Source organism: Kitasatospora sp. NPDC088160 (assembly GCF_044741445.1).
Lineage (GTDB): Bacteria > Actinomycetota > Actinomycetes > Streptomycetales > Streptomycetaceae > Kitasatospora.
On the sequence record NZ_JBIUSS010000005.1, the window covers coordinates 150,038 to 176,535 of the forward strand.

Here is a 26,498-nt window from a genome sequence, read left to right on the forward strand (position 1 = left end):
AGCTTGTCCGCTTGTGAACGTGAACACGTTCACAAGGAGCAGTATCCATCATCCTTACGAAGGAATCGCAGGCGGGGTGTGGTTGACACCTTCGGAACGGTGTGTAGCCGTACGTAGCGGGGCGTGGCCGTGTGTGGCCGTGCGGCGGCGGTGCAGTGGTGAACGCAGTGGCGGTGGGGACAGTCTGTGGAGCCGTCCACGGCCCTGACAACGAACGGCCGGGCAGCCGGCGGAGCGGTCTTGGCCGATCCGTCGCTTGACACGACGGCGCCCACGCCGTCGCGGACGGCGTGGGCGCCTGAAGGGACCAGCGGCCCCTGGTCCTGTCCTCGTTTCTCCGCTACGCCCTTCGGCTACGTCCGGCCATTACGCCCGGCCATTACGCCCGGCCGAGGAGCTGGGTGCCGGGGGTGGAGTCGGCGCGGGCGGTGAAGAACTCGGTGAAACCGTGCAGGAACTCCTCCACGGTGATCCGGCCGTCCCCGTCCACGTCCAACTGGCGGAACCCGTGCGAGAGTTCGGCCGGATGGACGCGCGGTCCACCGAACACCGCCCGGTACTCGTCCGCCTCCAGGAAGCCGCTGCCGTCGGTGTCGGCGGCGGTGAACACGGCCCGCAGCGCGGGCAGCAGCCCCTGCTCCAGATAGGCCGGATCCCGGTCGCAGCCCGCGACGGTGGCCGCCACGAACTCCTCCCGGCTCACCTTGCCGTCGCCGTTCGCGTCCATCGCCGCGCGCAGCTGCTCCCACCAGCCGTCGAAGGCCTGATACACCCGCGCCTCGGCGGCCTCGTCCAACTCCAGCTGCCAGCACACGTTGTGCGCCATCGCCCGCAGGTCGTGGACGGTGAGGAAGCCGTCGCCGGTCTGGTCCAGCACCTCGCGGAAGAACCGGTCCACCCGGGACCCGCGCGCGTCCCGGCGCGGCGGACGCCACCGGGACGGGGCACCGCCCTGCCCCGGGGAGCGGTAGCGCAGCCGGTCCGGCAGCAGCGGGACGACCGCGCCGGCGCCCCGGTGCAGCAGCCAGGACAGCAGCGCGGCCCGCCGCGTCCGCACCAGCCCGAACCGCTCCCGCACCGCCGGCGGCAGATCCGCCACCGTCAGCGCCGTGATCGCCCGCGCCACCACCGCCCGCAGCACCCGCCACCCGGCGTCGCCGAGGAACCACAGCCGACGCGGCCGCGGCGCCCCGCGCAGCATGTCCTCCAGCAGGTAGCGGGCCGCCTCGGTGAGCTCCAGCCGCTCGCGCGCCGCCCGGGCGAAGTACGCGGGCAACTCGGCTGCACTGCGGGGAAGTTCGCCTTCAGGCAGCCCGAAGGCCGCCACCGACCCGGTGAACTCCTGGTACGCCGCCTCCAGTTGACCGGCGTCGTACGGATCCCCGCCCAGCCGCCGCATCGCGACCACGCACTCGAACAGCGTCAGCAGCACCCACGCCCGGGTCGCCGCGTCCTCGGCGTCGTACGCCCGCCCGTCCGGCGCCGTCCCACGGATCCGCTTGTGCGCCCGGTCCAGCCGCGCGACCTCCCGCCGCAGCGCCTCCCCGTCCTGGTAGAACAGCCGCCGCCCGCTCCCCAGCGTGTGCTCCACCCGCCGCCACGGATGCGCCTGGTACGTCGAGTGCTCGGCCATCCCGGCCCCCACCACCGGATCCGCCGCCTGCAGCACCAGCAGCCGCCACGCGACCAGCGCGATCCGCCACTCGGACAGGTCCCGCCGGAACGACACCCCGGGATCAACCACGGGATCAGCCACGGAATCAGCCACGGCGCTCACCGGTGATCTCCGGCCCGATCACGAACCCCTTGGCGGGGCCCTCGGGGATCACGGCCTCCTCCCCGTACGGGATCCGGGTCGAGGACGCGTACGCACGGCGTTCGGGGTCGGGGCGGGAAAGTACGGTCACGGTACCGCCGTGATCGTAGTCATCGATGACCACGTACACCGGAATGTCCGCGGAAGCGTAGGCGCGCGGCTTGAATTCCTGGTCACGGCGTTCGTAGCAGTCGGGCCACACGACCTCGGCGACAAGGGGGATCCCGGACGCCAGAAGCCCCACACCCTCCGGGTGTTCGATCGCCTTCGTGTCGTCCGGTGCCACGGCGAAGTCAGGTTTCATCGCCTTCAAACCGGCGATCACATAACGGCCCTGCGTCGCCGTGTACCCCGTCCCGCGCAGGTGCTTCGTCAGCGCCTTCCTGAGGCCACCTCCCACCGCCGCATGGCGGAGGTCACCGATGACCGAGATGGTGATGCTGTCATCTCCGATCTCTGCGCGCGCGATCTTCGGGACGGCCATGGCCTTCCAGGCCTTCCATAACCTCTGATCAGGGTCCATAGCGATCTCCCGGTGCGTGAGTGAGCACCTGGACCGTCGCACAGGACCGGGGGGCCGGTCGGGTGAACGGCCGGGGTTCACCCGATCGGGGCGTTTCGGGCCCGGAAACGCGAGACCGCAGGGCGGGCCGGGAGGGGGCCTGCCCTGCGGTTCGGGGGTGCTGTGGGGTTCGCGCCCTCCTCCCGAGCGGGCGCGAACCGGGTGGATCAGGAGGAGGAGCGGGCCGGCTTGCGGCGGGAGACGTAGAGGGCCGCGGCACCCAGGCTGAGGGCCAGGCCGGAACCCAGCGCCAGGTACGGGGTGGCCGGGTTGGAACCGGTCTCGGCGAGCTCGGTGGTCGAACCGGTGGTCGCCTTGGCCGGGGCGGCGGTCGTCGACCTGGCCTGGCTGCTCGCGGTGGTCGCCTTGGTGCCGGCACCGGTGCCGTTGTTGGTGGTGGTGGTCGCGGTGGTGTCCGAGACCGGGGTGACGGCGGCGGGCTGCTGGGCCGGCTGCTCCGCCGGGGCCGGGGCGGGCTGCTCGACCGGCTTCTCGCTCGGCTTGTCGGCGGGCTTGTCGGCCGGCTTGTCGACCGGCTTGTCGACCGGCTTCTCGGCGGCGGCCTTGGCCTCGGCGAGGGCCTTGTCCGCGGTGGCCTGGGCGGCGGCCGCGGTCTTGGTGGCCTCCTGCAGCACGCCGAGCTTGCGCATCGCCGCGACCTTGGCGTCGTCCAGCGCCGTGCCGGCGGCGGTCACGGCGGCCTTGGCCTTGGTGTCCGCGTCGGTGGCGGCGTTGGCGGCGTCGAACGCCGCCAGCATCCGTACCCTGGCCGCTTCCAGTTCCTCCGGCTTCGCGGAGCGGTACGCGGCCGAGGCCTCCACGGCTTCGTTGTAGGTCTTCTCGTGGGCCGCGGCGGCCGTCTTGGCGGCGGCCTGGGCCTCCTGGAGCTTGCCGAGGTAGGGCTGCGGGTTGTTCATGAAGGCCGTGGTCTCGGCCTGCCCGGCGGCCTCGGCGGCGACGGCGGCCTGGTGGGCCTTGGCCGCGGCGGCGGCGGCCTTCTCCAGCTCCGCGATCGAGCCGGTGTCGTTCCGGGTCTGCGCCGTCGAAGCCGACTCCGCGAAGGCGGGTGCCGCGGAGAGCATGGCTGCGGGCGAGATCACGGCGGCGACGAGGGCGGCCGAGACCAGCGTACGGCGGAGTTTCACAATGACCCCTTTCGGGTCGGAAAGAAAGCAAAAGCCGTGTGCCGGACCGTTCTTGACGACCCGACGGCGTTGATCATAGGCACACGGATTCTTTACGCTCCATGCCGCGTTCCGGCAATGAAAACGGCCCGCCATTGCTTGGTCGGCAAGGGAATTGACGTGTCGACAATGCCGTCAGGAAGTCCGGTCACCGTTGGTGGGCAGTTCGACCCGGAACGTGGCGCCGGCGCCGGGGGCGGTGTCCAGGGTGAGGGTGCCGCCGTGCGCGTGGGTGAGCGCGGTGGCGATGGCGAGGCCGAGTCCGGCGCCGCCGCCGCCGTGCCGGCTGCGGGAGGCGTCGACCCGGTAGAAGCGGTCGAAGACCCGCTGGGCCTGGCCGTCGGTGAGCCCCGGCCCGGCGTCGGCGACCTCCAGCAGGCAGACGCCGCCCGCGCCGCCGACCCCGATCCGCACCGGGGTGCCGGGCGGGGTGTGCTTGACCGCGTTGCCGACCAGGTTGGTGACCACCTGGCGCAGCCGGGCCTCGTCGCCGAGGACGGGGGCCGCGCCGGGGGCGCCTGTGCCGGACGGGCCGGTGAGGGAGACGGGCCGGGTCGGGTCGAGGGCGGTGAGGTCGTGCAGCGCGTCCGCGGCGAGGGTGCGCAGGTCCATCGGGGCGAGGTCGAGCGGGCGTTCCTCGTCGAGCCGGGCGAGCACCAGCAGGTCCTCGACCAGGGCGCCCATCCGGACGGCCTCGCTCTCGATCCGGGTCATGGTCCGCTTGACGTCCCCGTCGGTGGGCAGCGCGCCCATCCGGTAGAGCTCGGTGAAGCCGCGGATCCCGGCGAGCGGGGTGCGCAGTTCGTGCGAGGCGTCGGCGACGAACCGGCGCATCCGGGCCTCGGATTCGGCGCGGGCGGCGAAGGCGGCCTCGATCTGGGTGAGCATGCCGTTGAGCGCGATGGAGAGCCGCCCGACCTCGGTGCCGGGGGAGAGTTCCGGCATCCGGTGGGAGAGTTCGCCGTCGGCGATCCGGGCGGCGCCGGCCTCGATCCGGCGCAGTGGCCGCAACCCGGCCCGGACGGCGAAGAAGCCGAGCCCGGCGATCAGCAGCAGGACGGCGCCGCCGATCGCGAGGAAGGAGCTGCGCAGCTTGCCGACGGTGGCGTCGATGTCCGCGCGGGAGACGGCCACCATGACGTAGGTCGCGGTGACGGCGGGCGAGGCGTAGTCGCTGGGGCTGGCGGCGGCCGGGGCCCGGGGGGTCTGGATCGGCAGCACGAGGACCCGCCAGTTGTAGTGGCCGCGCTGGTCGGGCAGGTCGAAGGGGACGTCGGGCTCGGTGCGGGTCGGGTCGAGGCCGGCGAGTTGGGGCGCCGGGTCGCTGTCGGAGACGGGCTGGCGCATGACGGCCTGCACCTTGCCGTCCGAGGAGAGGTACTGGACCAGGTACTGGCTGGGCAGGGTGCTGCGTTTGCCGGTGACGGCGGGGCGCCCGGCCTCCGGGGTGCCGACCCGTACCGGGCCCTTGTGGGACAGCGGCAGCCCGTACCGCTGGAGCTGCTCGTCGAGTTGATCGACCAGCTGCACCCGGACGGTGCCGAGCACGACGGCGTCGCTGACCGCCAGCCCGGTGGTGACCAGCACCAGCGCGAGCACCAGCAGCCGGGCGCGCAGGGACAGCCGGGACAGCCCGGTCAGCCTCGACAGCCGGGAGAACAGCCGGGAGAACGGCCGCCGGAGCAGGGGCAGCCGGGAGAGCCGCCGCCGGAACACCGACAGCCGGGTGGAGAGCCGGGCGGGCACGGAGCGGACCGGTCAGCCCTGCGGGGGGCGGCGCAGCGCGTAGCCGATGCCGCGCACGGTGTGGATCAGCTTGGGGCCGTGGGCCGGGCCGGAGTCGAGCTTGCGGCGCAGGTAGGAGATGTACGACTCGACGATGGAGAGGTCGCCGCCGAAGTCGTAGGCCCAGACGTGGTCGAGGATCTGCGCCTTGGAGACCACCCGGCCGACGTTGGCCATCAGGTAGTGCAGCAGCTTGAACTCGGTCGGGGAGAGCGCGACGGGGGTGCCGGCCCGGGTGACCTCGTGGGCGACCGGGTCGAGGCTGAGGTCGGCGACGATGAGCCGGCCGTCCTCGGCGGGCCCGCCGGAGCGGCGCAGGATGGCGCGGATCCGGGCGATCAGCTCCTCCAGGCTGAACGGCTTGGTGACGTAGTCGTCGGCGCCCGCGGCGAGGCCCTGGACCTTGTCGCCGACGCCGTCCTTGGCGGTGAGGAAGAGCACCGGGAGGTGGTCGCCGGGGTGGCCGTGCACGGGCCCGGCGATCTGGCCGCGGTTGGTCCGCTCACGCAGCTTCTCGACGACGGTGAAGCCGTCGAGGTCCGGGAGCATCACGTCGAGGACGACGAGGTCGGGGCGTTCGACGGCTATCAGGTCGAGGGCCTCGGTGCCGCTGGCGGCGGAGGCGACCCGGAAACCGGAGAAGCGCAGCGAGGCGGCGAGCAGCTCGCGGATGTTGGGTTCGTCGTCGACGACGAGGAGGAAGGCCTCGCCAGGGCCGCCGGCCACCGCGGACCCGCCTGGTGTGGTGACTGTGCCTTGCACGGGGCTTTCGCCTCCTGGTCGGACGATGGCATTCGGCATGAGGCTAGCCCCCGGAGGCTATGCGGCATCGATGAATGTTGGATTAACACCTTATCGGTCGGTTTTTGAAGCACAAGGCCCCCAGCGCAGGCTGGGTGGTATGCGCACGGACGGTAACGCCCCGGAAGCACCGACGGCCGAGAACCCGACGCCCGCGGCCGGGGAGACCACTCCCCGGCCGCGGAAGGGGCTCCGGTCAGGCGTGCTGGCCGGGCCGGTAGCCGCCGGCGGGCATCCGGGTGATGACGTTGCCGCGGTTGAAGGCGTTGATGATCGCGATGAGGGACACCAGGGCCGCGAGCTGCTCCTCGTCGTAGTGCTGCGCGGCGTTCGCCCAGGCCTCGTCCGTGACCCCGCCGGCCGCGTCGGCCAGGCGGGTGCCCTGCTCCGCCAGCTCCAGGGCGGCGCGCTCGGCGTCGGTGAACACCGTCGCCTCCCGCCAGGCCGCGACCAGGTTGAGGCGGGTCGCCTCCTCCCCGCCGTGCACGGCGTCCTTGAAGTGCATGTCGACGCAGAAGCCGCAGCCGTTGATCTGGCTGGCGCGCAGCTTCACCAACTCCTGGGTCGCGAACGGCAGAGTCGATTCCACGATCACCTTGTTGGCCGCGATGAGGTGCTTGAGGAACTTGGACATGGTCTGGCTGGCGAAGGGGTTCAGGCGGGCTTCCATCGTGTGCTCCCTTGTCGTTGTCCGCTGGTGCCCTCTGAGACAGGGCGCCCCGGCGGGCCGTGACAGGTACGGATGTGATCTGCGCCACTGCCACCTGGGCGCCGTTGGATACCCTGCTCGGCGAACCGAGGGAGGGGTTCCAGTGCCGGAATCAGCCATCACCACGGACGCGACCGGATACCGGCCGCTGCTGTTCTCCATCGCCTACGGGATGACGGGCTCCGTGGGCGACGCCGAGGACATCGTCCAGGACGCCTTCCTCGGTCTGACCCGGGCCGACCAGGCCGGGACCACGATCACCAACCTCAAGGCGTACCTGACCACGTCGGTGACCAGGCTGGGCATCAACCACCTGACGTCGGCCCGGGTCCGCCGGGAGACGTACGTGGGCGAGTGGCTGCCCGAGCCCGTCGTGGTCACCGCCGACCGCCCGGGGCCGGCCGAACACGCCGAGCTGGCCGACGCGTTGTCGATGGCGTTCCTCGTCCTGCTGGAGGCCCTCTCCCCGACCGAGCGGGCGGTGTTCATGCTCCGCGAGGCCTTCGGGTACGGCTACCCGGAGATCGCCGACGCCGTCGGCAAGTCCGAGGCCAACTGCCGCCAGATCCTCACCCGCGCCCGCAAGCGCCTCGCCCCCTCCGCCCAGGCCGTCGACACCCGGGCGCGCAAGGCGGAGGCCGACGAACTCGCCCGCAGGTTCTTCGAAGCCACCGAAGGCGGCGACCTGGACGCCCTGCTCCGACTCCTCTCCCCCGACGTCGTCTTCCACGGCGACGGCGGCGGCAAGGCCCGCGCCCTCGGCAAGGCCCTCACCGGCCTGCGCCGCGTCGCCCAGCTCCTCATAGGCGGCCTCCGCCGCAACCGCAAACTCGGCGTCACGCTGACGCCCGCCACCGTCAACGGCCGCCCGGGCGCCGTCCTCCACGACGCCGCCGGCCGCGTCGCCAGCGTCCTCGAACTCGACATCGCCGACGGCACCATCCAGGCCGTCCACGCCGTCTCCAACCCCGACAAGCTCACCCACCTAGGCCCGGTCTCCGACATCGGCCTGGTGAAGCCGAGATGACCTGCCGTCACCCATGAGGCCCGGCTGCTTCGGATCAAGCGTCAATGCCCTTGACGTACTCCTCGAAAGGCACCGATTCAGCGACGGCGATCCACTCAACCGTGAGCGAGCGACCAAGGGTCAAAAGCGCTGACGGTCGATCAGTTGTCGGTGTGACTCCTGCAGTCCCTCGGGAAGATCGTCCGGCGAGAACCATCGAGCCTCCAGAATCTCGAACGAGGCCACCTCGATCCGGCCACTGACGTACAGTGCCTCGTAGGCGACTTCGACCCGCAGTTGGTAACCGCTCTTCAGGTGCGCCAGCTCGCAGACCTTCACCGTGAGCCCGGTCTCCTCCCGGACCTCGCGCACGACGGTGTCCTCGAAGGTCTCCTTCGCGTTCGCGTAGCCAGTCGGCAGCCCCCACTGCCGGCCCTCCGGCCACATGCGGTGCTTCAGCAGCAGCACCCGGCCGTCCTGGTCACGGACGATGCCCGTCACGCCGACCATGAACTTCGAGTGCCACAACCACAGCACCCGCCACTGCATCGGCCCCCGAATGATCCGCCAGAGCCGCGCACCGATCTTCTTCATGGGTTCGCCCCTTCATCGGTCGGGCCACTCTCACGCTTCTCGCGCAGTCGACCCACGATCCCGCACGCCACGCCATCGACGCCAACTCTGCGATTTGTCAGATTAATTCGAGGACATCGCGCATCGGGGCTGCCGCCTCACCCGTGGCGGGCGAGCACCAACATATAGGGCGGCAAGGCGCGCTAGAAGGCGATTTCCTGTTCCCTCAAGAACTCGTCCCTGATGCTCTCGATCAGGCTGCGCATCTCGTCACCGGGCAAGGCCACGCCCACGAACCCGTCGAACTTTCGAACATAGACCTCAACGTCGCGAGGGTCAGTGACTACCACCTCGGCATGGACGGTTTCGACCGTGACCATGCGGTCATCCCGGATGACGAAGGAGTGTGCCGGCACGTCGGACTGCGGTGCAGCGAGAGGCACAATTCGAATATCCACATGCGGCAGGCGGGATACGGAGACGATACGGTCCAACTGTCCGGCCATCATTGCGGGCGGGACCAGTCGCCACCGGAGAACAGGCTCGGTGATGACGAATCGCAGCGTCTTGGTGGTGTCGTAGAGGGATTGCTGCCTTGCAAGGCGTGCTGCGACCACCCTCGACAACTGCTCTTCGGTGAGGCCCCTTCTCGCGAACACGGCACGCACGTACTCCGGGGTTTGCAGCAGCCCGGGAACCAGGGAAGGCTGGAACAGGCGAAGAAGCTTGGTCGAGTCGTCCAACGCTTTGATCTGCTGCTGCTTGCGGTGGTAGCCCAGACGCCGGATCAGACGCCACGCTGTCGCCTCCGTGGCCTCCGCCCGCGCAGCACCCATGTACTCGGCCTTGACGTCATCGGACACGCCTATAGCCGTGAGGATGCGGTCCACGTCCACGACGGTGGGTGACACCTTGCCGGTCTCGATCTTGCTCAACTTGCTCGCAGACATGACAGCGCTGCGGGCCACGGCCTTGGCTTCTTTGCCTGAAGCCTGCCGAAGTTCCCGCAGCGCCGACCCGAGCCGTGTTCTGTTCACTCGCCGTACTGGTCCCACCATTCCGCGAACGGCACGGACCGCGCCATCACCGTGTCACGGTACGCCCTGAACTCATCGATCCGACCGCCGTCGAGGAATTCACTTCCGAGATACTTGCCGTTCCCGTCATAGCTCATCGCAGCCACGGTCTCGTCATCGAACAGCCAGAAGTCCGGAGCCTCCGGGACCGGGTTCCCCTGATCAGTCAGGTCCAGAGTTGGACAATCACCCTCGTCACAGGAACCCGCAAGCCTTGTCAGCTCCACCATTGCCCCCTCGATCGCTCGCCACCCCCACGATGCTCCCGAGGCAACCACGACACGGCAAGAGGTTCGCGTTTCCGATACTGGAAACCGCCCAACTTCGAACAGGTGATCAGAAGTTCATCGACCGCACGCCTGTCCGGCGGCAGCCCCTCGCGCGGGTGGGCGCGAGGGGGAGGCGGCTTCGGCGCAGGAAGTCGGCTTGGCCGACTTCCTGCGCCGGGGCGCGGGCAGCGCCGTGACGTACCGCCGGCGACTGGGTGCGGGGCGCGCAGGGGTGCCGTCGGTGGGGCTGGGTGGGGGCGGATCGCACGAGTCGGCGTCGGGGCTCACCGGGCGTAGGCAACCTTTCGGCCCGTTCGCGGCATCTAAGTGGTGTCAGGGCCGCGAGAGGGGAGGGCGCGGTAGGCGGGAGCCACGGGTGCCGCAGGCGTGGTCCGTGGTGTGTCGCTGGGGGGCTGGATTAGTTAAAGGCGGCCTGTATTTCTATTGCGCCAATTTGGTGCGTATGCGATTTGACGCGCCGCGGTCGACTTCCGCTAGCTGTTGCACAGCCGTGACAGCCTTGAGCGAAAAAACGTTCGATCCGCAGAGTGCGTGAGGACTAGCATTCCGGGATGGAATCGAATCTCCCTCCGATATTGAATTCCTCCGACAGTGCGGCTCTCCCCCCGCCCCGCAGGACGCCGCTCCGGCTGGCCCGCTTCGGTGCGATCTTCCTGGCGGCGAGCGTGGTGTCCGGTGTGCTGCTGGCTGGCCTCGCCCTGCCCGCCGCCGGCGGTTTCGGACTGACCGCCAAGGGCACGGCGGAGGGCTTCGAGGACATCCCCAGTGACTTCAAGACTCCGCCGCTCACCCAGGCGACGCAGATCTTCGACGCCAAGGGCGGCCTGATCGCCAAGGTGTACGAGCGCGACCGCACGGTCATCACCCCTGAGCAGATGTCGCCGTTCATGCGACAGGCTCAAGTCGACATCGAGGACGCCCGGTTCTACGAGCACGGCGCCGTCGACCTCAAGGGCGTGCTCCGCGCGATCAGCAAGAACGCCGAGAGCGGCACCGCCTCGCAGGGTGCCTCGACGCTGACCCAGCAGTACGTGAAGAACGTCAACGTCGAGAAGGCGGGCGAGGACCAGGCCGCGGTACAGGAAGCGCAGCGCAAGACCCTGGGTCGCAAGATCCAGGAGCTCAAGGTCGCGATCAAGCTGGAGGAGGACCTGTCGAAGGACCAGATCCTCACCAACTACCTCAACATCACGTACTACGGGAACGGCGCCTACGGCGTGGAGGCCGCCTCCCAGCGCTACTTCAGCAAGAGCAACAAGGACCTGACCATCGCCGAGGCCGCCATGCTGGCCGGGCTGGTGCAGAACCCCTCCCAGTACGACCCGAAGCTGCACCCGGTGGCCGCGCAGAAGCGCCGGGACACGGTCATCGACAAGATGCTGGAGAACAAGCACATCACCGCGGACCAGGCCAAGGAGGCCAAGGCCGCCCCGCTGGGTCTCAACTTCAAGGACCCGCAGAACGGTTGCATCACCGCCACCGCCCAGGGCGGCATGGGCTTCTTCTGCGACTACGTCCGGCACGTGGTCAAGCAGGACCCGGCGTTCGGCCAGAGCGCCGCCGACCGCAAGAAGTTCTGGGACACCGGCGGCCTCAACATCTACACCACGCTGGACCCGGACAAGCAGGCCGCCGCCCAGAACGCCGTGACCTCCAACGTGAAGATCACCGACAGCGTCTCGGCCGCCGCCACCATGGTCGAGCCGGGCACCGGCAAGATCCTGGCCATGGCCCAGACCCGCCCGTACGGCCTGGACGCCAACAAGAACCAGACCGTCGTCAACCTCAACGTCGACGCGGCGATGGGCGGCGGCAACGGCTTCCAGCCCGGCTCCACGTTCAAGCCGGTCGTCGCGGCCGCCGCCCTGGAGGCGGGCCTGCCGGCGACCCAGGAGTACTCGGCCCCGAACAAGCTCGAATACCCGACGATGAAGACCTGCGAGGGCACCTGGAAGAACCAGGGCCGGCCCAAGACGGTGGTGCCCAACGAAAGCGAGAACGAGAAGGGCCCCTACCAGCTGAAGCAGGCGATGGCGCTCTCGGTCAACACCTACTTCGTACAGATGGAGCAGGAGATCGGCCTCTGCGCGGTCAAGCAGATGGCCAACAAGCTGGGCGTCACCGGCAAGGCCAGCGGCAAGCCGCTGGAGGAGGTCCCCGCCATGGCGCTGGGAGTGGAGGAGATGAGCCCGCTGACCATGGCCAACATCTACGCGACCTTCGCCGCCCAGGGCACGCACTGCGCCCCGATCGCCATCAACAAGATCACCACCGTGGACGGCAAGGACGTCCCCGTCCCGGCCGGCCAGTGCGAGAAGGCGTTCTCCGATGACACGGCGCGGGCGATGAACACCGTCCTGAACGGCGTGACCGAGAACAAGGGCACCGGCGCGGCGCTCAACCTGGACGACAACCGGCAGATCGCTGGCAAGACCGGCACCTCGGACCGCAAGCGGGCCGCCTGGTTCAACGGCTACACCCCGCAGCTCGCCACCGCCGTCTGGCTCGGCGGCCCCAACGGCGGCGTCGAGATGCGCAACATCACCATCAACGGGAAGTACCACAGCGAGGTGTTCGGCGCCGACGGCCCCGGCCCGATCTGGCAGGACGCCATGAACCAGGCCCTGCGCGGCACGCCCAAGAAGTCCCTGCCGATGGCCGACATCCCCGACCCGGCACCCAAGTCCGACCCGAACAACACCGGCACCGGCACGGGCGCCCCCGCCACCACCCCGCCCGGCCCGCAGCACTGACAGCAGTCACACCGGCGGCCCCTTGCGAGAGCAACAAGGGGCCGCCGGATCGTTTCGCTCAGGCGTCACCGGTGAAGTGGTCGAACTCCCCGGCCTTCGCGCCCCGGAGGAACGCGGCGAACTTGAGGGCGGTGGTGCGGACGATGACCTCGCCCTCGTCGGACTCCCGGAGTTCGATCAGTCCGGCGACCGCGCGGACCTCCACACAGTTGTCGCTGGAGCTACTGAAGGACGACTTCTGCCATTGGTCTTGAGACATCTCAGCCTTTCAGGTTCTTGGCCGTGCGATGGATCAGATCTCGCGAATCCTCGCCATTGAGAGCAGCCTTCTCGATGCGGTTGAAGACTTCACGATAGGACTCAAGCTCGCTCGGGGCGTCGAAGAAAATCGGGCCCTGCGATGACTCCACCTCGGCCGTATCAAGCTCGGGTACCTCCCCGGAGGTGTAGATGAGGCTCTCGACCGGTCCGGGATAGGTGTGGGCGGTGAAGGGGATGACGCGGATGCTTATGTCATCCCTGAGGGAGTCATCGATCAGGCTGTGAAGCTGCCCTCGCAGCACGTCGGTGCCACCGAAGCGTGTGAGCAGACTGGACTCATGTAGATAGGCTTCGAGCTTCTTCCGAGGGCCCTGAAGGACCCTTGTTCTGCGCTCCGAACGGAACGCGACATGCAGATCGAGTTCGTCGGCAGGAAGTCGAGGGATCCGTCGACTGAAGATTCCTCGTGTGTAGTCGTCTGTCTGCAGAAGTCCCGGAAGGAACGTCGACGCGCAAACCCTGATCGTCGTTGCCGCGAAGTCCTCGTGCTCGGCGGATTCGAGGAAGACGTCGGGGATGTGGTTGCGGTACTGCTCCCACCAACCCTTGTCTCGCACTGTGATGATGCCGTTGAGGGCGTCGATGAGCGGCTGGTTGTAGCACTCGCAGGCATCGGCGACTGTACGGAGCCGGTCCACACTGACGCTGGTCTTCCCGCTCTCCATCTGCGTCACCTGGGCAGGGCTCACTCCGAGCACGCGAGCAAGTTGGCTGCCCCCGAGGCCCGCTTGCTCTCTCATCTTTCTCAGTTCAGCGCCCAGGCGACGCTGACGAAGGGTTGGGTTGTGGCGACCTGGCATGGCGTCCTCTCAACATCCTGTGGGATCAGTGTGCCGCGTCGGCTACGGCAAGGACCATCCGTCCCCCGGGAGAGGGATCTTCCTCGCAACTACCTAAATTTAAGTTCCGATGCGCTATCGTCAACCCCAGATCGATCCGACGGATCGTCAGCAATGCCTGTTCGCCGGGTAGTAGGCGCCTGCTGCCCGCACGCTGAAGGCATCCCCCCTCCCCACACCAGCAGCCTCGCGGAGGTTCCCGTGTGCACCCTCAACACCCCCTCGCTCGCGCTCGCCCGGCAGTCCCTGCGGGACGCCCTGACCCGCTCCGGGTGGGACGCCGAGACCATCTTCTTCGCCGAACTCGCCCTGGCCGAACTGGTCGTCAACGCGTGGCGACACGGTAAGACCGCCTCCCCCGTCGTCCTCCTCTCCCTCCTCGGCGGCACCCTCCGGGTCTCCGTCTCGGACGAGAGCGACGTCCTCCCCGAGCGACACCAGCTCCCCGACCTGGCCACCGCCGGCCGGGGGCTCCAGCTCATCGAGGGGCTCACGCACCGCTGGGGCGTGGACACCCAGGAGCGCGGCAAAACGGTCTGGTACGAGCTGGACTTCGCCGCGTGAGCGCCGCCCGCGAACCCGTCGCGCCGGACGACCCCCGGATGCGCGACTACACCCCGCCCCAGATCGTCGCCCTGCTCGGCGAGGTGCACCAGCGCGGACGCTCCTACGGTCTCCTCTGGGGCTCCGCCTTCCCCCACGAGACCACCCTCGACGGCCGGATCCTCGTCGACTTCGGCAACGCCCCCGTGAGCACTCTGCTCAACCTCCTCCACCTCCTCCGCGACGTGGAACGGGACGAGGCGTGGGGGTGATGAGCTTCTTCGTCGGCGCGGCCCTGGTCTTCCTCCTCGCGCCCGCGATCGTCATCGTGGCCCTCGGTGCCATCGCGACCCTCAAAACGCCACACCCCGGCGACGAACGCGACAACCAGCGCTGACCACATGCGAAGGCCCTCGCCCCAGGGATGGGCGAGGGCCTCGCGGCGTCCGGGAGCTACGGGGTCAGCCCCCGGACGGGTTCCTGGGAGCACCGCCACCGCCGAAGCCACCGCCGCCGAAGCCACCCGCGCCACCCGCACCGGCGGCCGCGCCTTCGACGAGCTGGCTGGCCGCGTAGCCGCCGTTGGCGTCGGGGGTGCCGACGACGGTCACGCTCTGGCCGGGCTGGAGGTCGGCGACCTTGCCCTCCTTGTTGAGCTGGACCTTCGTCGCGTCGCCGGTGGTGACCTTGACGGTGTTGCCGTTGGCGTCTGTCAGGTAGACGGTGGTGCCGTCGACGGCCTTGACCGTGCCCCGGGTGAGCCCGGCCTGCCCGCCCTGGCTCTGACCAGTGCCCTGGCCCTGACCACCACCCTGACCACCCCGGCGGGAGCCGCCCTGCCCGTACCCGCCACCGCTCGCCCCGGCCGCCCCGGCCGCCCGCTGCTGCGGCACAGCGCCAGAGGCCGTCGCGTGCGAGGAGCCGCTCTTCGTCCCGTGGTTCTGCTGGTACCAGACCCCGCCCGCGAAGGCCCCGCTGGCGATGACGCCCCCCGCCAGCACCAGGCTGAGCCAGGGCAGCTTGCGCCGCGGCGGGGCGGCGAGCTCGGCGGTGACGTCGCGGGCGTCCGGCGGGGTGGCGAGCAGGGCGACCTGCTCGGCCGGCGTGCTGCTGCTGACCGTGGCGATCTCGTTGCTCATGGGAGTCCTACTCGTGCCGGAGGGCGTCGATCGGCCGCAGCGAGGCGGCCCGGTTGGCGGGGTAGCTGCCGAAGAACAGCCCGATGGCGACGGCGATGCCGAACGCGCCGATCACGGATTCGGGGATCACCACCGGTTTGATGCCGACGATGCTGAAGTGCGAGCCGGCGATCCCGGCGGCCACCCCGAGACCGGCGCCGAGCACCGAGAGCAGGGTCGACTCGGTCAGGAACTGCCCGAGGATCACCGCGCGCGGGGCGCCGAGCGCCTTGCGGATGCCGATCTCCCTGGTCCGCTCGGTGACCGTCACCAGCATGATGTTGGTGATCCCGATCCCGCCGACGAGCAGCGAGATCGCCGCCACCGCGCCGAGCAGCACGGTGAAGGTCTTCGTGGTGCTCTCCCTCGCCGTGAGCAGCGAGGACTGGCTGGTGATCCGGAAGTCGGCCTTGGTCGGGTCGGCGATCGCGTGGGTGCCGAGCAGCACCCGGGTGATCTCGGCCTGGGCCGCGGTCGTGCTGTCGGCCGAACTGGCCTGCACCAGGATCTGGTTGACGGCCCCGAAGCCGGTGAAGGCGTTCTGCACGGTCGGCAGCGGGGCGATCACCACGTCGTCCGGGTCGGTGAAGCCGCTGCCGCCCTTGGCCTGGAGCACGCCGACCACGGTGAACGGGGTGCCGCCGAGGACGATCTTCTTGCCGACCGGGTCCACGGTGTCGAACAGCTGCTTGGCCGTCGTGGCGCCGAGCACCGCGACCTTGCGCGAGCCGAGCACGTCGTCGTCGGTGAAGTACTCGCCGTGCGCGACCTTCTGGTTGGCGGTCTCGAAGTACGCCGGGTAGGTGCCGACGATCGAGCCGGGGCTGTACGAGATGTCCCCGTACAGCGCCGTCCCGCTGGTGGTGACCACCGGGGCGACCGACCTGATCGCGGTCGAGTCGGTGTCGGCGGCCAGTGCCTTGGCGTCGGCGACCGTCAGCTTCTTCACCGAGGAGGTGGCACGGGCGCCGCCGCTGGCCGAACCGGAGCTGACCGTGAGCGAGTTGGTGCCGAGCGAGGTGATCGACTCCTTCACCGCCACCGACGAACCGTTGCCGACGGCCAGCAGCAGGATCACCGAGGCGACGCCGATCAGCACCCCGAGCATGGTGAGCGCCGAGCGCACCTTGTTGGCGGCCAGGCCGCCGACCGCGAAGCGGAGCATCTGCCAGAGGATCACGCCGACACCCCCAGCTCGCGCAGCAGCGGCGGCGGCCCGTCCACCGGGGCCTGCCGGACGTCGCTGACGATCCGGCCGTCGACCAGCCGGAGCACCCGCTTGGCGTGCCGCGCGACTTCGTCCTCGTGGGTGATCAGGACGACGGTGCGGCCGGTGGCGTTGAGCGCGTCGACGAGGTCGAGGACCTCCTCGGTGGAGCGGCTGTCCAGGTTGCCGGTGGGCTCGTCGGCGAGCAGCATCGCCGGTGCGGTGACCAGTGCCCGGGCGACCGCGACGCGCTGCTGCTGGCCGCCGGAGAGCTGGTTGGGCCGGTGCCCGGCGCGTTCGGCGAGGCCGACCAGGGAGAGCGCGGCCAGGGCTCGGCGGCGCCGCTCCGAGGCCCGGACGCCCGCGTAGGCGAGCGGCAGCTCGACCTGGGCGAGCGCGGTGGTGCGCGGGATCAGGTTGAAGGACTGGAAGACGAAGCCGATCTTGCGGTTGCGGACCAGCGCGAGCTGCCCCTCGTCGAGGTGGCCGACGTCGATGCCGTCCAGCAGGTAGCGGCCGGCGGTCGGGACGTCCAGGCAGCCGAGGATGTTCATCATGGTGGACTTGCCGGAGCCGGAGCTGCCCATCACCGCGACGTAGTCGCCCTGGTGGATGTTCAGGCTGACGCCGAGCGGGCCGCCGGTGTCCGGGTCCTCCGGGCCGTGCAGCGCGTGCACGACGGCGTCGCCGTGCCCGTACGCCTTGGTGATCCGGCGCAGCTGGATGACGGGCGGGGGCGCCGCCGGGACGCGCTTGTCGATGACGTGACGCATGCTCAGCCCTTACCGCCCCGGCCGGCCCCGCCGCCGGCGGCACCGCCGACGCCCGCCAGGCCGGCGCCGCCGCCCTGGCCGCCACGGCCCTGGCCGCCGCCGATCCCCGGGAAGGAGGCGTTCGGGAAGCCGTTGCCGCCGCTGGTGGTGGGGAGTTCGACCTTGTCGCCCTCCTTCAGCCCGGAGACCACCTGCACCGTGCTGTCGCCCTCGACGCCGACCCCGACGCTGACCCGCTCGCTGGAGCCGTCCGGGTGCACCACGGTCGCGGTGCGGCTGGTGCCGGTGCCGGAGAGCGCGGAGGTGGGCAGCGACAGCGCGCTGTCCGCCTCGCCGGTGATCACCTGGACGGTGGCGCTGAGGCCGGTGCGCAGCGCGCTGGTGTCACCGCTGAGCTGGAGCGTGGCGGCGTACTGGACGGCCGTCGAGCCGGCGCTGCCGCCGCTGCTGCTGGGCAGCGAACTGACGGACAGGACACTGGCGTTGAGCTTGGTGTCGGACTGCGCGTTCAGGGTGACGGTGGCCGCCTCGCCCTTCTTGAGCTTGAGCGAGTCCAGTTCGGAGAAGTTGGCGGTGACCTGCATCCCGGTCGGGTTGGTCAGCACGATGAAGCCGCTCGGCGCGCCGCCCGAGGCGGTGCTGCCGGTGGACGACTTGCCGGTCGACCCGGTCGATCCGGTGGAGCCCGACGAGCCGGACGAGCCGCCGGAGCTCGCGCCCACGGTGTCGCCGACCTTCGCCGAGACGGACGCGACCGTCCCGTCCACCGAGGCGGTCAGGGTGGTGCCGGTCAGCGCCGCCTGGGCGTTGGCGAGGGTGGTCTGCGCGGTGGCGACCTGCTGCTGGGCCTGGGCGACGGCCGCGTCGTCGACCTTGGTGGTGGTGATGGTGGTGGTCTGCGGAGCGGGCGTGCTGTTCGCGCCCGCTCCGCGGTCCCCACCACCGCCGCCGTTGCCGCCGGCGCCGGAGGTCGCACCCGGCAGCGGCTGGGTGGTCGTGGTGGTGACACCGGCCTGCGCCTTGGTGAGGTTGGCGTTGGCCGTGGTGAGGGACGCCTGGGCGGCGTCCACCTGCTGCTGGGCGGCCGTGGTGTCGACGGTGGCGAGCACCTGGCCCTTCTTGACGGCGTCCCCCACCGCGACCTTGACCGAGGTGAGCCGGCCGCCGGTCGCGAAGTCCTGGGCCGCGTCGGTCGGTGAGACCAGGGTGCCGGTTCCGGACACGGTGGCCAGGACCGTTCCCTTGGCCACGGTCGCCGTACGGATCTGGGTCTTGCCGGCGGCGGCACTGGTGCCGCTGTTCACTGTGGCGTACACCAGGGCGGCACCGCCCAGGAGCGCCACGCCGAGCGCGGAGTTGACGAGGACGACGCCTCGCCGTCGCGGGAGCACCTTCATGCCGGACAGCTTTCCTGGGCGCTCTTGCGGAGCCCTGGGCGCGGGCTGGGAGAAGACTGACCGGGCGGATCCGGGCATTCCGGTCACACCGCCCGGTTCGCGCGGGCGCCTTGGCCGTGCCGTGGGCCGTCGTTGGCCGAACTCCCAGCGGGCTCCCAGTGAGTTCCGGTGAGTTCCGGTGAGTTCCGGTGATCTCCAGCCGTCCGGCAGCGCCCCGGGTCCCACCGCCGACCGGCCCCAGACCCCCGGGAACGCCGTAGGGGCGCACCGCGAACGGCGCGCCCCTACGGAGAAGGGAGGGATCAGAGCGTCTTGCGGAACGCCTCGGCCACCGAGAGGAAGATCGAGTTGCCCTCGGTCTCGCCGATCGAGATCCGGACGCCCTCCGGGAACGGCCGGACGATCACCCCGGCCTCGGCGCACGCGACGGCGAACTCCTGCGAGCGCTCGCCGAGGCCCAGCCAGACGAAGTTGGCCTGCGAGTCCGGGATCTCCCAGCCCTGGGCGCGCAGCCCGGCCACCACCCGGGTGCGCTCCTCGACCAGCGCGTCCACCCGTTCCAGCAGCGCCTGCTCGGCGCGCACCGAGGCGACGGCGGCGTTCTGGGCGAGCTGGCTGACGCCGAACGGGACGGCGGTCTTGCGCAGCGCGTTGGCCACCGGCTCGTGCGCGATCGCGAAGCCGACCCGCATGCCCGCGAGGCCGTACGCCTTGGAGAAGGTGCGCAGCACGCAGACGTTGGGGCGGTCCCGGTAGAGGTCGATGCCGTTGGGCACCTCGGGGTCGCGGATGAACTCGATGTACGCCTCGTCGACGACCACCAGGACGTCGGACGGGACGGCGTCCAGGAAGCGCTCCAGCTCGGCGCGGTGGATCACGTTGCCGGTGGGGTTGTTGGGGTTGCAGACGAACACCAGCCGGGTCTTCGGGGTGATCGCGGCGAGCATCGCGTCCAGGTCGTGGTCGCCGGCCTCGGTGATCGGCACCGGGACGGGGGTCGCGCCGGCGACCTGGGTGATGATCGGGTACGCCTCGAAGGAGCGCCAGGCGAAGACCACCTCGTCGCCGGGGCCCGCCGTGGCGAGGATCAGCGACTGGGCGACGCCGACCGAGCCGGTGCCGGTGGCGATGTGCTCGACGGGCACGCCGAAGCGCTCGGCCAGCACCTCGCTGAGCTCGCCGACGGCCATGTCGGGGTAGCGGTTGAGCGAGCCGGCCGCCGCGACCGCCGCCTCCAGCACGCCGGGCAGCGGGTCGTACGGGTTCTCGTTGGAGGACAGCTTGTACGCGTCGGCGCCGGCCGGCTTGCCGGGCTTGTAGGTGGGGATGCCGTCCAGGGTCGGCCGCAGCCGCGGGCCCTGCGCTGACGTACTCGTCACGGTCCTACTCCTTCTCGATGCTGTCCGCGCGCGTTCGGCACGCGTTCGGCGCGTGTTCGGCGCGTGTTCTCCGGTGCGGTCGCCCCCGCCACCTGTGGGATCGCCACCGTGCCCGGAATCTCGGAACGCGTCCGGGGCACCCCGGTCGGGTGCCTTGAACGATACCGACCGCGCTCACCCGTAGGGGTGAGATGCCCGGTCGGGTGACAGGCGCAGATCAGCCATTCTGCCGGGTTCCTTTGGCACATGTCAGAGGTAAGACGGCTGGTTTCGTGCGGGTATCGAAGGAGCGCACCCCGGCTCACTCTTGGAGAAACGTATCTCCGAGGGCTCCCGATGCGCCGGTCACAGACCCTTGTCAGGAGCCATACGATCGGTCCGCCATGACAGCAGCAGCCAACCAGAGCGGTCGGCGTCCCACCACCTCACGGCGTCTGGAACGGGCCGGCATCCGGGATGTGGCAGCAGCCGCCGGAGTGTCGATCACCACCGTCTCCGACGCGCTGAACGGAAAGGGCCGCCTGCCCGACGAGACCCGCAGCCGGGTGCGCGAGGTCGCCGAGCGCCTCGGCTACCGGCCCTCCGCGGCCGCCCGCACCCTGCGCACCGGACGGTCCGGCCTGATCGGGCTGACCGTCACGACCTACGGTGAAGAACCGTTCACCTTCACGGAGTTCGCGTACTTCGCCGAGATGGCCCGGGCCGCCACCAGCGCCGCCCTCGGCCGCGGCTACGCGCTGGTGGTGCTGCCCGCCTCCTCCCGCCACGACGTCTGGGGCAACATCGCCCTGGACGGCACCGTGGTGATCGACCCGCCCGACCAGGACCCCCTGGTCAGCGAGCTGTACCGGTCCGGCGTCCCGGTCGTCAGCGACGGCAAGCCCGGCAACTGCCCGGTCACCGCCTGGGTCGACAACGACCACGAGGCCGCCGTGCTCGGCATCCTCGACCACCTCTCCGAGGCCGGTGCCCGCCGCATCGGCCTGCTCACCGGCACCAGCACCGACACCTACACCCGGCTCTCCACCGAGGCCTACCTCGGCTGGTGCGCCAAGGTCGGCCAGGAGCCCGTCTACGAGGCCTACCCCGCGCACGACCCGGCCGCCGGCGCCGTCGCCGCCGACCGGCTGCTCGCCCGCCCCGACCGGCCCGACGCCGTCTACGGCCTGTTCGACCCCAACGGCACCGACCTGCTCGCCGCCGCCCGCCGCTACGGCCTGCGGGTCCCCGACGACCTGCTGCTGGTCTGCTGCAGCGAGAGCGACGTCTACGCCACCACCGAACCGCCGATCACCACGCTCTCCCTCAAGCCCCGCCGGATCGGCACCACCGTGGTCAACCTGCTCATCGACGCCATCGAGGGCGTCGACTCCGGGACGGGCGTCGACATCGCCCGGCTCTTCCCGCCGCGCTTCCGCACCGCCGGCACCGGCCCGCCACCGGGCACCCTGATGCCGACCGAGCTGATCGTTCGCGCGTCCTCCCAGCGCCGGAGCCCGCGCACCACCGTCAGCCCTCCCCGACTCCCGGGCGAGGTCTAGACCATACCGAGCCGGGACAAAACGGACCTTGCGGGACGGCCCGGCTGACGCTCCGGAGGATTGGATACCCACCAGGTGACGACGCCGGGAGAGTGGTCTTCCTATGATGGGCGAATGACACCCGAGGACCGCTTCCCCGGGCCTGAACACCCCGACTCAGGCCCCCGCCACCAGCCGGACCTCGACGTGCTGCCGTACGGCACCTACTACGAACCGGAGCCCGCCACCGGCTACCCCGGCACGCCGTACGAAGCGGAGACCTACAGCGGCTACGGCGGAGCCCGCTACCTGGAGCAGCACTGGCCCGCCGACGGGCAGGACCACACCGTGCACGCCCCGGAGAACGCCCCGCTCTTCTCCCACCAGGACCACGCTGGTTCCCACCAGGACCACCCCGGCTACGAACCGGCCCTGCCCGACCAGCAGTCCCCCGCCCACCAGGACCACGCCCACCAGGACCACGCCCACCAGACCCCCGGCCGCGACGACCCGCCGACCATCGAACTCGGCCCGCCGCTGCCCGACCCCTCCGCGCCCAGCTACCCGTACCCCGCCCCCGGCCCCGGCGAGCCCCCCGGCCCGCTCTACGTCGTCGGCGACGTGCACGGCTACCTGGAGGAGCTGCGCGCCGAGCTGCGCCACCAGGGCCTGATCGACGCCGAAGGCCACTGGTCCGCCGGCCGCTCCCGGATCTGGTTCCTCGGCGACTTCACCGACCGCGGCCCCGACGGCATCGGCGTCATCGACCTCGTGATGCAGCTCGCCGCCGAAGCCGCCGCCGCCGGCGGCTACTGCCGCGCCCTGATGGGCAATCACGAGCTGCTCTTCCTCGGCGCCGCCCGGTACGGCGACGAACCCGTCCAGTCCACCGCCGGCACCGCCTCCTTCCTCGCCGCCTGGCGGCTCAACGGCGGCCAGCAGCACGACCTGGACCGGCTGGAGGGCCACCACATCAGCTGGCTCTCCCGGCTGCCCGCCATCGCGCTGGAGGACGGCCACCTGCTGCTGCACTCCGACACCACCGCGTACCTGGAGTACGGCGAGTCCATCCCCGACGTCAACGACGCCGTCCACAGCCTGCTCGCCGACGAGGGCGTCGACGAGTGGTGGGACTGCTTCCGCCGCTTCACCAAGCGCTTCGCCTTCCGCGGCGACGCCGGCCCGACGGCCGTCCACGAACTCCTCGACACCTACGGCGGCACCCGCATCGTGCACGGGCACAGCCCCATCCCGTACCTCACCGGCGCGGTGCACGCCGACGACGGCCAGCCGCCGCACATCCCCGGCCCCTACGTCTACGCCGACGACCTCGCGGTGGCCATGGACGGCGGCGTCACCATGGAAGGGCGCCTGCTCGTCGCCCGACTCCCCGTCAGCTGAGGCCCGCGGACCGGGGCCGGTCGAACGGGCGTTCCCGGCGCCCGGGCCACCGCACGCGCGCGGGCCGGGGCGCGAAATTCCGGAAACCGACTGTCAGCACGGCCGCGCCCGCCCCTAACATGAGGCACACCACACCCGGCCGCCCGTCCGGCGGCCCGCCTCCGCGCCCGTTTCGGCGCCCCTGAGGGTCCCGCGGCCCCTGGGGCGGAGCGAACCGGGGTCCGCATGAACGGGGTCCCCATGACCAACCCCCCGCCGCTGCTCGCCGAGGACCGCCCGGAATACGAGCGCCTCCTCGCCGAAGCCCTGCGCGACCACACCGTCCTCACCGCCCTGCGCGCCCCCGGCGCGCTCACCACCGACCAGCTGCGCGTCCGCGCCCTGCGCGACGCCGACGCCATCGCCGCCGCGGCCGCCACCGAGTACACGCACTACACCCGACTGCGCGAGACCCTGCGCACCACACCCCCGCCGCCCCCGGGCGCCGAACCCATCGCCCCCGGACTGCTCACCCAACTGCGCTCCGCCAACGGCGGCGCCGGGCTCTTCCCCGTCCTCACCGTGCTCACCCCGGTCCTCGCCTGGACCGCCGCCCTGGTCCTGCTGCTCATCGGCTACCTGCTGCGCGCCGCCAACCCCGACCTCACCCTCGCCCGCAGCCTCGTCACCGCCGGCTGGGTCGCCCTCGCCGCCGGAGTCGCCGCAATGGCCATCGGCATCATCGGACTCGTCCTCACCGCCATACGCGACGGCGGCGCCGCCGCCCCGGCCGGCACCGACCCGGAACTCGCCGCCGAACTCGCCGACGCCCGCCGCGAATGGCGCACCGCGCTGCGCGACCGCGGCCTGCTCCCCTACCTGCACACCCACCTGCCCGCCGTCCCCGCCGGCGCCCCCGAGTTCACCAGCCCGGGGTACACCTCACCCGACTTCTCCAGCCCGGGCCCCGTCCCCACCGCCGACTACACCTCACCCGACTTCACCAGCCCCGGCGCCGTCCCCACCCCGGCCCCCGACTTCACCGCCCCCGGCTACACCAGCCCCGCCTTCACCAGCCCCGACGACGTCACCTGACACCCGAACCCCGGCCAGTCCAGCAGGAGTTCGGCCGCCGGGGTGCGGTTGCCGGTCGCCGACGCCGCCGCCATGGCCGTGGAGGCCGTCTCCGGGTCGGTGCGGGGCGGCACGACCAGGAGGAGGAAGTGGTCCTGGAAGCCTCGGGTGACGCTGATCGTCGCGCTGCTGCTGGTGAGCCAGTTGATCCTGATCAGGAGGCCGTTCACCACGACGGAACGGGGCACGCCGTCCCAGGCCGAGGTGTCCAGGCCCACCCGGATGATGCGCCCCAGGTGGGCGCCGAGCGCGGTGACCAGGTCCGGCAGTTCGGCCAGCACCCGGTTCGAACGCGGCCACCAGGCACCGTCGAACACCCCGCCCCGCGCCATCGTCGGCTCCAGCACCAGACGTGGCAGCAGCGGGACTCCGGGCACGGACCACGGCCCGGGAGTGGTGGGAACGGGGAGGGGGATCGGCAGCATCAGAAGCCGCCCGTCCGGTCCGCAAGGACCTGTCATGACCCAGGGCGACACCAGCGCCGGTACCGGTATACGGAATGTCCTCGGTTGTCTCCCAACGGTACTCCGCGGCACCCCCCGGCGGGCCTGCCGTCACAGGAGTAGGCTCGAAGACATCCAGGGCATTCCGCATCCCGGTACCCGTTCCGGCTTCGTTCTGGGTGAAGGGTCGTCCGGGCCGTTCCGGCCGGACACCCGGGGACGGGAAGCGGTGACCACCGTGACCACTCACACCCCGCAGGCGGCACGCACCGGCCACGGCCTCACGGTCGCCGACGCGATGGAGCCCTGCGAGTACCAGATAGCCGACGACAGCACCGTCGACCAGGCCAACGACATCCTGCGCGGCGCCCACGTCGAATACCTGCTCGTCCGCGGCCACGACGGCCGGTGCGAGGGGCTGGTCACCCGCACCGGGCTCCACACCTTCCTGGAGCACCCCCGGACCACCGAGCGGACCTCGATCAGCGCCACGGCGCACCAGCGCGGCCCGTTCGCCTGGCCGGGCCTGGGCCTGGCCCTGGCCGCGATCGCGATGCGGGTCAAGCGCATGGCGGTCTGGCCCGTCGTCGACGACGACGGCTACATCCTCGGCATCCTCACCGCCGACCGCGCCACCGTCCTCCTCGAACCCGCCCCCGCCCCCGCCCTCGCCTGACCCGCCCCGCCCCGCCCCGCCCCGCCGGACGCCGGGACGCCGCGCCACTACGAAGAGTTGCGTCAGTCAGGGATGGCTCGCGGCGAAGACCTCAACCTCGCACTTTGCCGCACCGCTGCGTTTGATCCTCGCGTCGCTCGTGACCAGCGGTGCGCCGAGGGCTTCCGCCAGGGCCACGTACTGGGCATCGTAGGAGCTGAGGTTGGCGTGCAGCTTCTTCACCCTGTCCCAGAACGGCAGCGTCTCCCGTTTGGCGATGGGAAGCATCCGGTAGGCGACGACCGCTCTTTCCACCTCCTTCTCGGTCAACTTGCCGCCACGCTGCATGCCGAGCAGGGCCGACTGGATCTCGTAGTCCAGGAGGGTGGGGGCGTAGACGTCCCCCGCCTCGGCCACACGGCTCCGGATGAGCTCTCCGTTCGAGCTGTGGGCCGTGAGGACCAGAACCAGAGCGGAGCAGTCGATGACGATCAACGCCCGGCTCGCCCCTCGTCAATGGCAGAAACGATGTCGGCGGCGCTGACGCGAGCGGTGGTCTCCCGGTTCAGCCGCTCCATCATCTCCGCCATCGTGGGCTTGGACGTTTCTCTTGCGATCAGGTCCTGCATGAATGCCTGGAGCGACTTGCCGGCCTGGGCCGCGCGGACCTTCAGGGTCTGGATCTGGTCGTCCGGGACATCTCGGATGGTGAGTGCCGTCATATCTGCACTCTAGCACCACTAGCTGCAAAATGCAGAACTCCATCCGGCCGGATCACGCCTCTTTCATGGGCTTGATCAGCAGCGGCGAGTACGGCATACCAGCTCCTCACTGAGGGTGATTGGGACGGCGCTCAGCGTAGTACGCCGGATGTGCCCGCGTCCGAAGTCCGGACAAGTGTGTTGCTGTCCGCCTTCCGTGCGCAGACACGGTGCCGCCCCGGCAAGCGTCGAAGCTCACCGGGGCGGCAGCGAGGTGCAGCTGGACGTCAGTCGGCCAGCGGGAGATAGACCCGGTTGCCCTGGGCGGCGAACTCGGCGGACTTCTCCGCCATCCCGGCCAGCGCCTCGGCGTCGAACTCGGTCTCCACGGCACTGGAACCGTCACCGTGCTCGGCGCGGATCTTGTGGCTGATCTTCATCGAGCAGAGCTTCAACCCAGAACCAGCACATTC

The 26,498-nt window shown here is 70.7% G+C and carries 28 protein-coding genes and 1 pseudogene; 9 read left to right on the plus strand and 20 right to left on the minus strand.

All coding sequences use genetic code 11. From position 1 onward, the window contains the following. Positions 1-379 precede the first annotated feature (379 nt). The 6 genes from ACIOGZ_RS09460 to ACIOGZ_RS09485 form a co-directional block, all read right to left on the minus strand. Positions 380-1,756: an oxygenase MpaB family protein gene (locus ACIOGZ_RS09460; protein ID WP_400985471.1), complete on the minus strand. Its 1,377-nt coding sequence runs from the start codon at positions 1,754-1,756 to the stop codon at positions 380-382. Between the two features lie 4 nt (positions 1,757-1,760). After that, complete coding sequence (locus ACIOGZ_RS09465; RefSeq protein WP_400985473.1) at positions 1,761-2,339, minus strand: Uma2 family endonuclease; 579 nt, start codon at positions 2,337-2,339, stop codon at positions 1,761-1,763. Positions 2,340-2,545: 206 nt separating this feature from the next. Next, the gene (locus tag ACIOGZ_RS09470) at positions 2,546-3,523 is read right to left on the minus strand and encodes an LAETG motif-containing sortase-dependent surface protein (RefSeq protein ID WP_400985475.1); all 978 of its coding nucleotides are present in this window, start codon (positions 3,521-3,523) and stop codon (positions 2,546-2,548) included. 174 nt (positions 3,524-3,697) lie between these two features. Beyond that, positions 3,698-5,308: a HAMP domain-containing sensor histidine kinase gene (locus ACIOGZ_RS09475; protein WP_363581544.1), complete on the minus strand. Its 1,611-nt coding sequence runs from the start codon at positions 5,306-5,308 to the stop codon at positions 3,698-3,700. 12 nt (positions 5,309-5,320) lie between these two features. Next, the gene (locus ACIOGZ_RS09480; protein WP_244293403.1) at positions 5,321-6,109 is read right to left on the minus strand and encodes a response regulator transcription factor; all 789 of its coding nucleotides are present in this window, start codon (positions 6,107-6,109) and stop codon (positions 5,321-5,323) included. A 235-nt stretch (positions 6,110-6,344) separates the two neighbouring features. Beyond that, positions 6,345-6,818 (minus strand): carboxymuconolactone decarboxylase family protein, encoded by a 474-nt coding sequence (locus ACIOGZ_RS09485; protein WP_363581546.1) that lies wholly within the window; start codon positions 6,816-6,818, stop codon positions 6,345-6,347. 142 nt (positions 6,819-6,960) lie between these two features. Between ACIOGZ_RS09485 and ACIOGZ_RS09490 the strand changes: the two genes are divergently transcribed. Further along, positions 6,961-7,884 (plus strand): RNA polymerase sigma-70 factor, encoded by a 924-nt coding sequence (locus ACIOGZ_RS09490; protein ID WP_400985477.1) that lies wholly within the window; start codon positions 6,961-6,963, stop codon positions 7,882-7,884. 120 nt (positions 7,885-8,004) lie between these two features. On the opposite strand, the gene ACIOGZ_RS09495 is transcribed toward ACIOGZ_RS09490, so the two are convergent. From ACIOGZ_RS09495 to ACIOGZ_RS09505, 3 genes are all read right to left on the minus strand, one after another. Then, positions 8,005-8,457, minus strand: a complete 453-nt coding sequence (locus ACIOGZ_RS09495; protein ID WP_363581550.1) for an NUDIX domain-containing protein — start codon at positions 8,455-8,457, stop codon at positions 8,005-8,007. A gap of 182 nt (positions 8,458-8,639) precedes the next feature. Further along, positions 8,640-9,473: a helix-turn-helix domain-containing protein gene (locus ACIOGZ_RS09500; RefSeq protein ID WP_400985479.1), complete on the minus strand. Its 834-nt coding sequence runs from the start codon at positions 9,471-9,473 to the stop codon at positions 8,640-8,642. Further along, entirely contained in the window at positions 9,470-9,742 is a 273-nt protein-coding gene (locus tag ACIOGZ_RS09505) for a DUF6879 family protein (protein ID WP_363581554.1), read from the minus strand. Before ACIOGZ_RS09505 ends, ACIOGZ_RS09500 begins: the two co-directional genes overlap by 4 nt. A 611-nt stretch (positions 9,743-10,353) precedes the next feature. Between ACIOGZ_RS09505 and ACIOGZ_RS09510 the strand changes: the two genes are divergently transcribed. Next, the gene (locus ACIOGZ_RS09510) at positions 10,354-12,555 is read left to right on the plus strand and encodes a transglycosylase domain-containing protein (RefSeq protein ID WP_363628034.1); all 2,202 of its coding nucleotides are present in this window, start codon (positions 10,354-10,356) and stop codon (positions 12,553-12,555) included. Between the two features lie 58 nt (positions 12,556-12,613). Here the strand turns inward: ACIOGZ_RS09510 and ACIOGZ_RS09515 are convergent, their stop codons facing one another. Then, positions 12,614-12,814 carry a DUF397 domain-containing protein gene (locus tag ACIOGZ_RS09515; protein WP_363581558.1) on the minus strand — a complete coding sequence of 67 codons (201 nt, stop codon included), beginning with the start codon at positions 12,812-12,814 and terminating at the stop codon, positions 12,614-12,616. 1 nt (position 12,815) lies between these two features. Beyond that, the gene (locus ACIOGZ_RS09520; RefSeq protein WP_363581560.1) at positions 12,816-13,676 is read right to left on the minus strand and encodes a helix-turn-helix transcriptional regulator; all 861 of its coding nucleotides are present in this window, start codon (positions 13,674-13,676) and stop codon (positions 12,816-12,818) included. A gap of 240 nt (positions 13,677-13,916) precedes the next feature. Between ACIOGZ_RS09520 and ACIOGZ_RS09525 the strand changes: the two genes are divergently transcribed. From ACIOGZ_RS09525 to ACIOGZ_RS09535, 3 genes are read left to right on the plus strand one after another with little or no spacing between them, the layout of a single operon-like run. Then, positions 13,917-14,279, plus strand: a complete 363-nt coding sequence (locus ACIOGZ_RS09525; RefSeq protein ID WP_363581562.1) for an ATP-binding protein — start codon at positions 13,917-13,919, stop codon at positions 14,277-14,279. Beyond that, positions 14,276-14,530 carry a hypothetical protein gene (locus ACIOGZ_RS09530; protein WP_363581564.1) on the plus strand — a complete coding sequence of 85 codons (255 nt, stop codon included), beginning with the start codon at positions 14,276-14,278 and terminating at the stop codon, positions 14,528-14,530. Before ACIOGZ_RS09525 ends, ACIOGZ_RS09530 begins: the two co-directional genes overlap by 4 nt. After that, positions 14,530-14,655 (plus strand): hypothetical protein, encoded by a 126-nt coding sequence (locus ACIOGZ_RS09535; protein ID WP_363581566.1) that lies wholly within the window; start codon positions 14,530-14,532, stop codon positions 14,653-14,655. Before ACIOGZ_RS09530 ends, ACIOGZ_RS09535 begins: the two co-directional genes overlap by 1 nt. 64 nt (positions 14,656-14,719) lie before the next feature. Here the strand turns inward: ACIOGZ_RS09535 and ACIOGZ_RS09540 are convergent, their stop codons facing one another. The 5 genes from ACIOGZ_RS09540 to hisC all read right to left on the minus strand — a co-directional run bounded on the left by ACIOGZ_RS09540 (position 14,720) and on the right by hisC (position 20,192). Then, a complete protein-coding gene (locus ACIOGZ_RS09540) occupies positions 14,720-15,397 on the minus strand; it encodes a hypothetical protein (protein WP_363581568.1) in 678 nt (225 codons plus the stop codon). A gap of 7 nt (positions 15,398-15,404) precedes the next feature. After that, complete coding sequence (locus tag ACIOGZ_RS09545; protein WP_363581570.1) at positions 15,405-16,616, minus strand: ABC transporter permease; 1,212 nt, start codon at positions 16,614-16,616, stop codon at positions 15,405-15,407. Beyond that, the gene (locus ACIOGZ_RS09550) at positions 16,613-17,416 is read right to left on the minus strand and encodes an ABC transporter ATP-binding protein (RefSeq protein WP_350876857.1); all 804 of its coding nucleotides are present in this window, start codon (positions 17,414-17,416) and stop codon (positions 16,613-16,615) included. The genes ACIOGZ_RS09545 and ACIOGZ_RS09550 overlap by 4 nt, the downstream gene beginning before the upstream one ends. 2 nt (positions 17,417-17,418) lie before the next feature. Further along, complete coding sequence (locus ACIOGZ_RS09555) at positions 17,419-18,813, minus strand: efflux RND transporter periplasmic adaptor subunit (protein ID WP_400985482.1); 1,395 nt, start codon at positions 18,811-18,813, stop codon at positions 17,419-17,421. Between the two features lie 302 nt (positions 18,814-19,115). Then, positions 19,116-20,192 carry a histidinol-phosphate transaminase gene (gene hisC / locus ACIOGZ_RS09560; protein ID WP_371517822.1) on the minus strand — a complete coding sequence of 359 codons (1,077 nt, stop codon included), beginning with the start codon at positions 20,190-20,192 and terminating at the stop codon, positions 19,116-19,118. 383 nt (positions 20,193-20,575) lie between these two features. On the opposite strand from hisC, the gene ACIOGZ_RS09565 reads away from it, so the two are divergent. The 3 genes from ACIOGZ_RS09565 (at position 20,576) to ACIOGZ_RS09575 (ending at position 24,187) form a co-directional block, all read left to right on the plus strand. After that, entirely contained in the window at positions 20,576-21,733 is a 1,158-nt protein-coding gene (locus ACIOGZ_RS09565) for a LacI family DNA-binding transcriptional regulator (RefSeq protein ID WP_387807453.1), read from the plus strand. 114 nt (positions 21,734-21,847) lie between these two features. Continuing rightward, positions 21,848-23,113: a metallophosphoesterase gene (locus ACIOGZ_RS09570; RefSeq protein ID WP_400985484.1), complete on the plus strand. Its 1,266-nt coding sequence runs from the start codon at positions 21,848-21,850 to the stop codon at positions 23,111-23,113. 240 nt (positions 23,114-23,353) lie between these two features. Beyond that, the gene (locus tag ACIOGZ_RS09575) at positions 23,354-24,187 is read left to right on the plus strand and encodes a hypothetical protein (protein ID WP_363581580.1); all 834 of its coding nucleotides are present in this window, start codon (positions 23,354-23,356) and stop codon (positions 24,185-24,187) included. On the opposite strand, the gene ACIOGZ_RS09580 is transcribed toward ACIOGZ_RS09575, so the two are convergent. Next, positions 24,145-24,651, minus strand: coding sequence for a DUF5994 family protein (locus ACIOGZ_RS09580; protein ID WP_363581582.1), 507 nt, complete (start codon positions 24,649-24,651; stop codon positions 24,145-24,147). The two genes, ACIOGZ_RS09575 and ACIOGZ_RS09580, sit on opposite strands and share 43 nt — an antisense overlap. A 256-nt stretch (positions 24,652-24,907) precedes the next feature. Here ACIOGZ_RS09580 and ACIOGZ_RS09585 point away from each other — a divergent pair, with 256 nt between their 5' ends. Next, complete coding sequence (locus ACIOGZ_RS09585; protein WP_400985486.1) at positions 24,908-25,345, plus strand: CBS domain-containing protein; 438 nt, start codon at positions 24,908-24,910, stop codon at positions 25,343-25,345. Positions 25,346-25,411: 66 nt separating this feature from the next. On the opposite strand, the gene ACIOGZ_RS09590 is transcribed toward ACIOGZ_RS09585, so the two are convergent. From ACIOGZ_RS09590 to ACIOGZ_RS09600, 3 genes and pseudogenes are all read right to left on the minus strand, one after another. Continuing rightward, positions 25,412-25,819 (minus strand): type II toxin-antitoxin system VapC family toxin, encoded by a 408-nt coding sequence (locus ACIOGZ_RS09590; protein WP_363581586.1) that lies wholly within the window; start codon positions 25,817-25,819, stop codon positions 25,412-25,414. Then, complete coding sequence (locus ACIOGZ_RS09595) at positions 25,816-26,046, minus strand: FitA-like ribbon-helix-helix domain-containing protein (protein ID WP_363581588.1); 231 nt, start codon at positions 26,044-26,046, stop codon at positions 25,816-25,818. Before ACIOGZ_RS09595 ends, ACIOGZ_RS09590 begins: the two co-directional genes overlap by 4 nt. Positions 26,047-26,312: 266 nt before the next feature. Further along, positions 26,313-26,495, minus strand: a pseudogene (locus tag ACIOGZ_RS09600) (phosphomethylpyrimidine synthase ThiC); the annotation flags it as partial. Positions 26,496-26,498: the final 3 nt, after the last annotated feature.

Bases quoted from the DNA above. Each gene is read 5' to 3' on its own strand.
- ACIOGZ_RS09550 (WP_350876857.1), bottom strand. From the start codon at position 17,416: ATGCGTCACGTCATCGACAAGCGCGTCCCGGCGGCGCCCCCGCCCGTC.
- ACIOGZ_RS09535 (WP_363581566.1), top strand. From the start codon at position 14,530: ATGAGCTTCTTCGTCGGCGCGGCCCTGGTCTTCCTCCTCGCGCCCGCG.
- ACIOGZ_RS09515 (WP_363581558.1), bottom strand. From the start codon at position 12,814: ATGTCTCAAGACCAATGGCAGAAGTCGTCCTTCAGTAGCTCCAGCGAC.
- ACIOGZ_RS09580 (WP_363581582.1), bottom strand. From the start codon at position 24,651: ATGCTGCCGATCCCCCTCCCCGTTCCCACCACTCCCGGGCCGTGGTCC.
- ACIOGZ_RS09565 (WP_387807453.1), top strand. From the start codon at position 20,576: ATGACAGCAGCAGCCAACCAGAGCGGTCGGCGTCCCACCACCTCACGG.
- ACIOGZ_RS09540 (WP_363581568.1), bottom strand. From the start codon at position 15,397: ATGAGCAACGAGATCGCCACGGTCAGCAGCAGCACGCCGGCCGAGCAG.
- ACIOGZ_RS09465 (WP_400985473.1), bottom strand. From the start codon at position 2,339: ATGGACCCTGATCAGAGGTTATGGAAGGCCTGGAAGGCCATGGCCGTC.
- ACIOGZ_RS09595 (WP_363581588.1), bottom strand. From the start codon at position 26,046: ATGACGGCACTCACCATCCGAGATGTCCCGGACGACCAGATCCAGACC.
- ACIOGZ_RS09485 (WP_363581546.1), bottom strand. From the start codon at position 6,818: ATGGAAGCCCGCCTGAACCCCTTCGCCAGCCAGACCATGTCCAAGTTC.
- ACIOGZ_RS09495 (WP_363581550.1), bottom strand. From the start codon at position 8,457: ATGAAGAAGATCGGTGCGCGGCTCTGGCGGATCATTCGGGGGCCGATG.
- ACIOGZ_RS09510 (WP_363628034.1), top strand. From the start codon at position 10,354: ATGGAATCGAATCTCCCTCCGATATTGAATTCCTCCGACAGTGCGGCT.
- ACIOGZ_RS09520 (WP_363581560.1), bottom strand. From the start codon at position 13,676: ATGCCAGGTCGCCACAACCCAACCCTTCGTCAGCGTCGCCTGGGCGCT.
- ACIOGZ_RS09555 (WP_400985482.1), bottom strand. From the start codon at position 18,813: ATGAAGGTGCTCCCGCGACGGCGAGGCGTCGTCCTCGTCAACTCCGCG.
- ACIOGZ_RS09505 (WP_363581554.1), bottom strand. From the start codon at position 9,742: ATGGTGGAGCTGACAAGGCTTGCGGGTTCCTGTGACGAGGGTGATTGT.
- ACIOGZ_RS09575 (WP_363581580.1), top strand. From the start codon at position 23,354: ATGACCAACCCCCCGCCGCTGCTCGCCGAGGACCGCCCGGAATACGAG.
- ACIOGZ_RS09570 (WP_400985484.1), top strand. From the start codon at position 21,848: ATGACACCCGAGGACCGCTTCCCCGGGCCTGAACACCCCGACTCAGGC.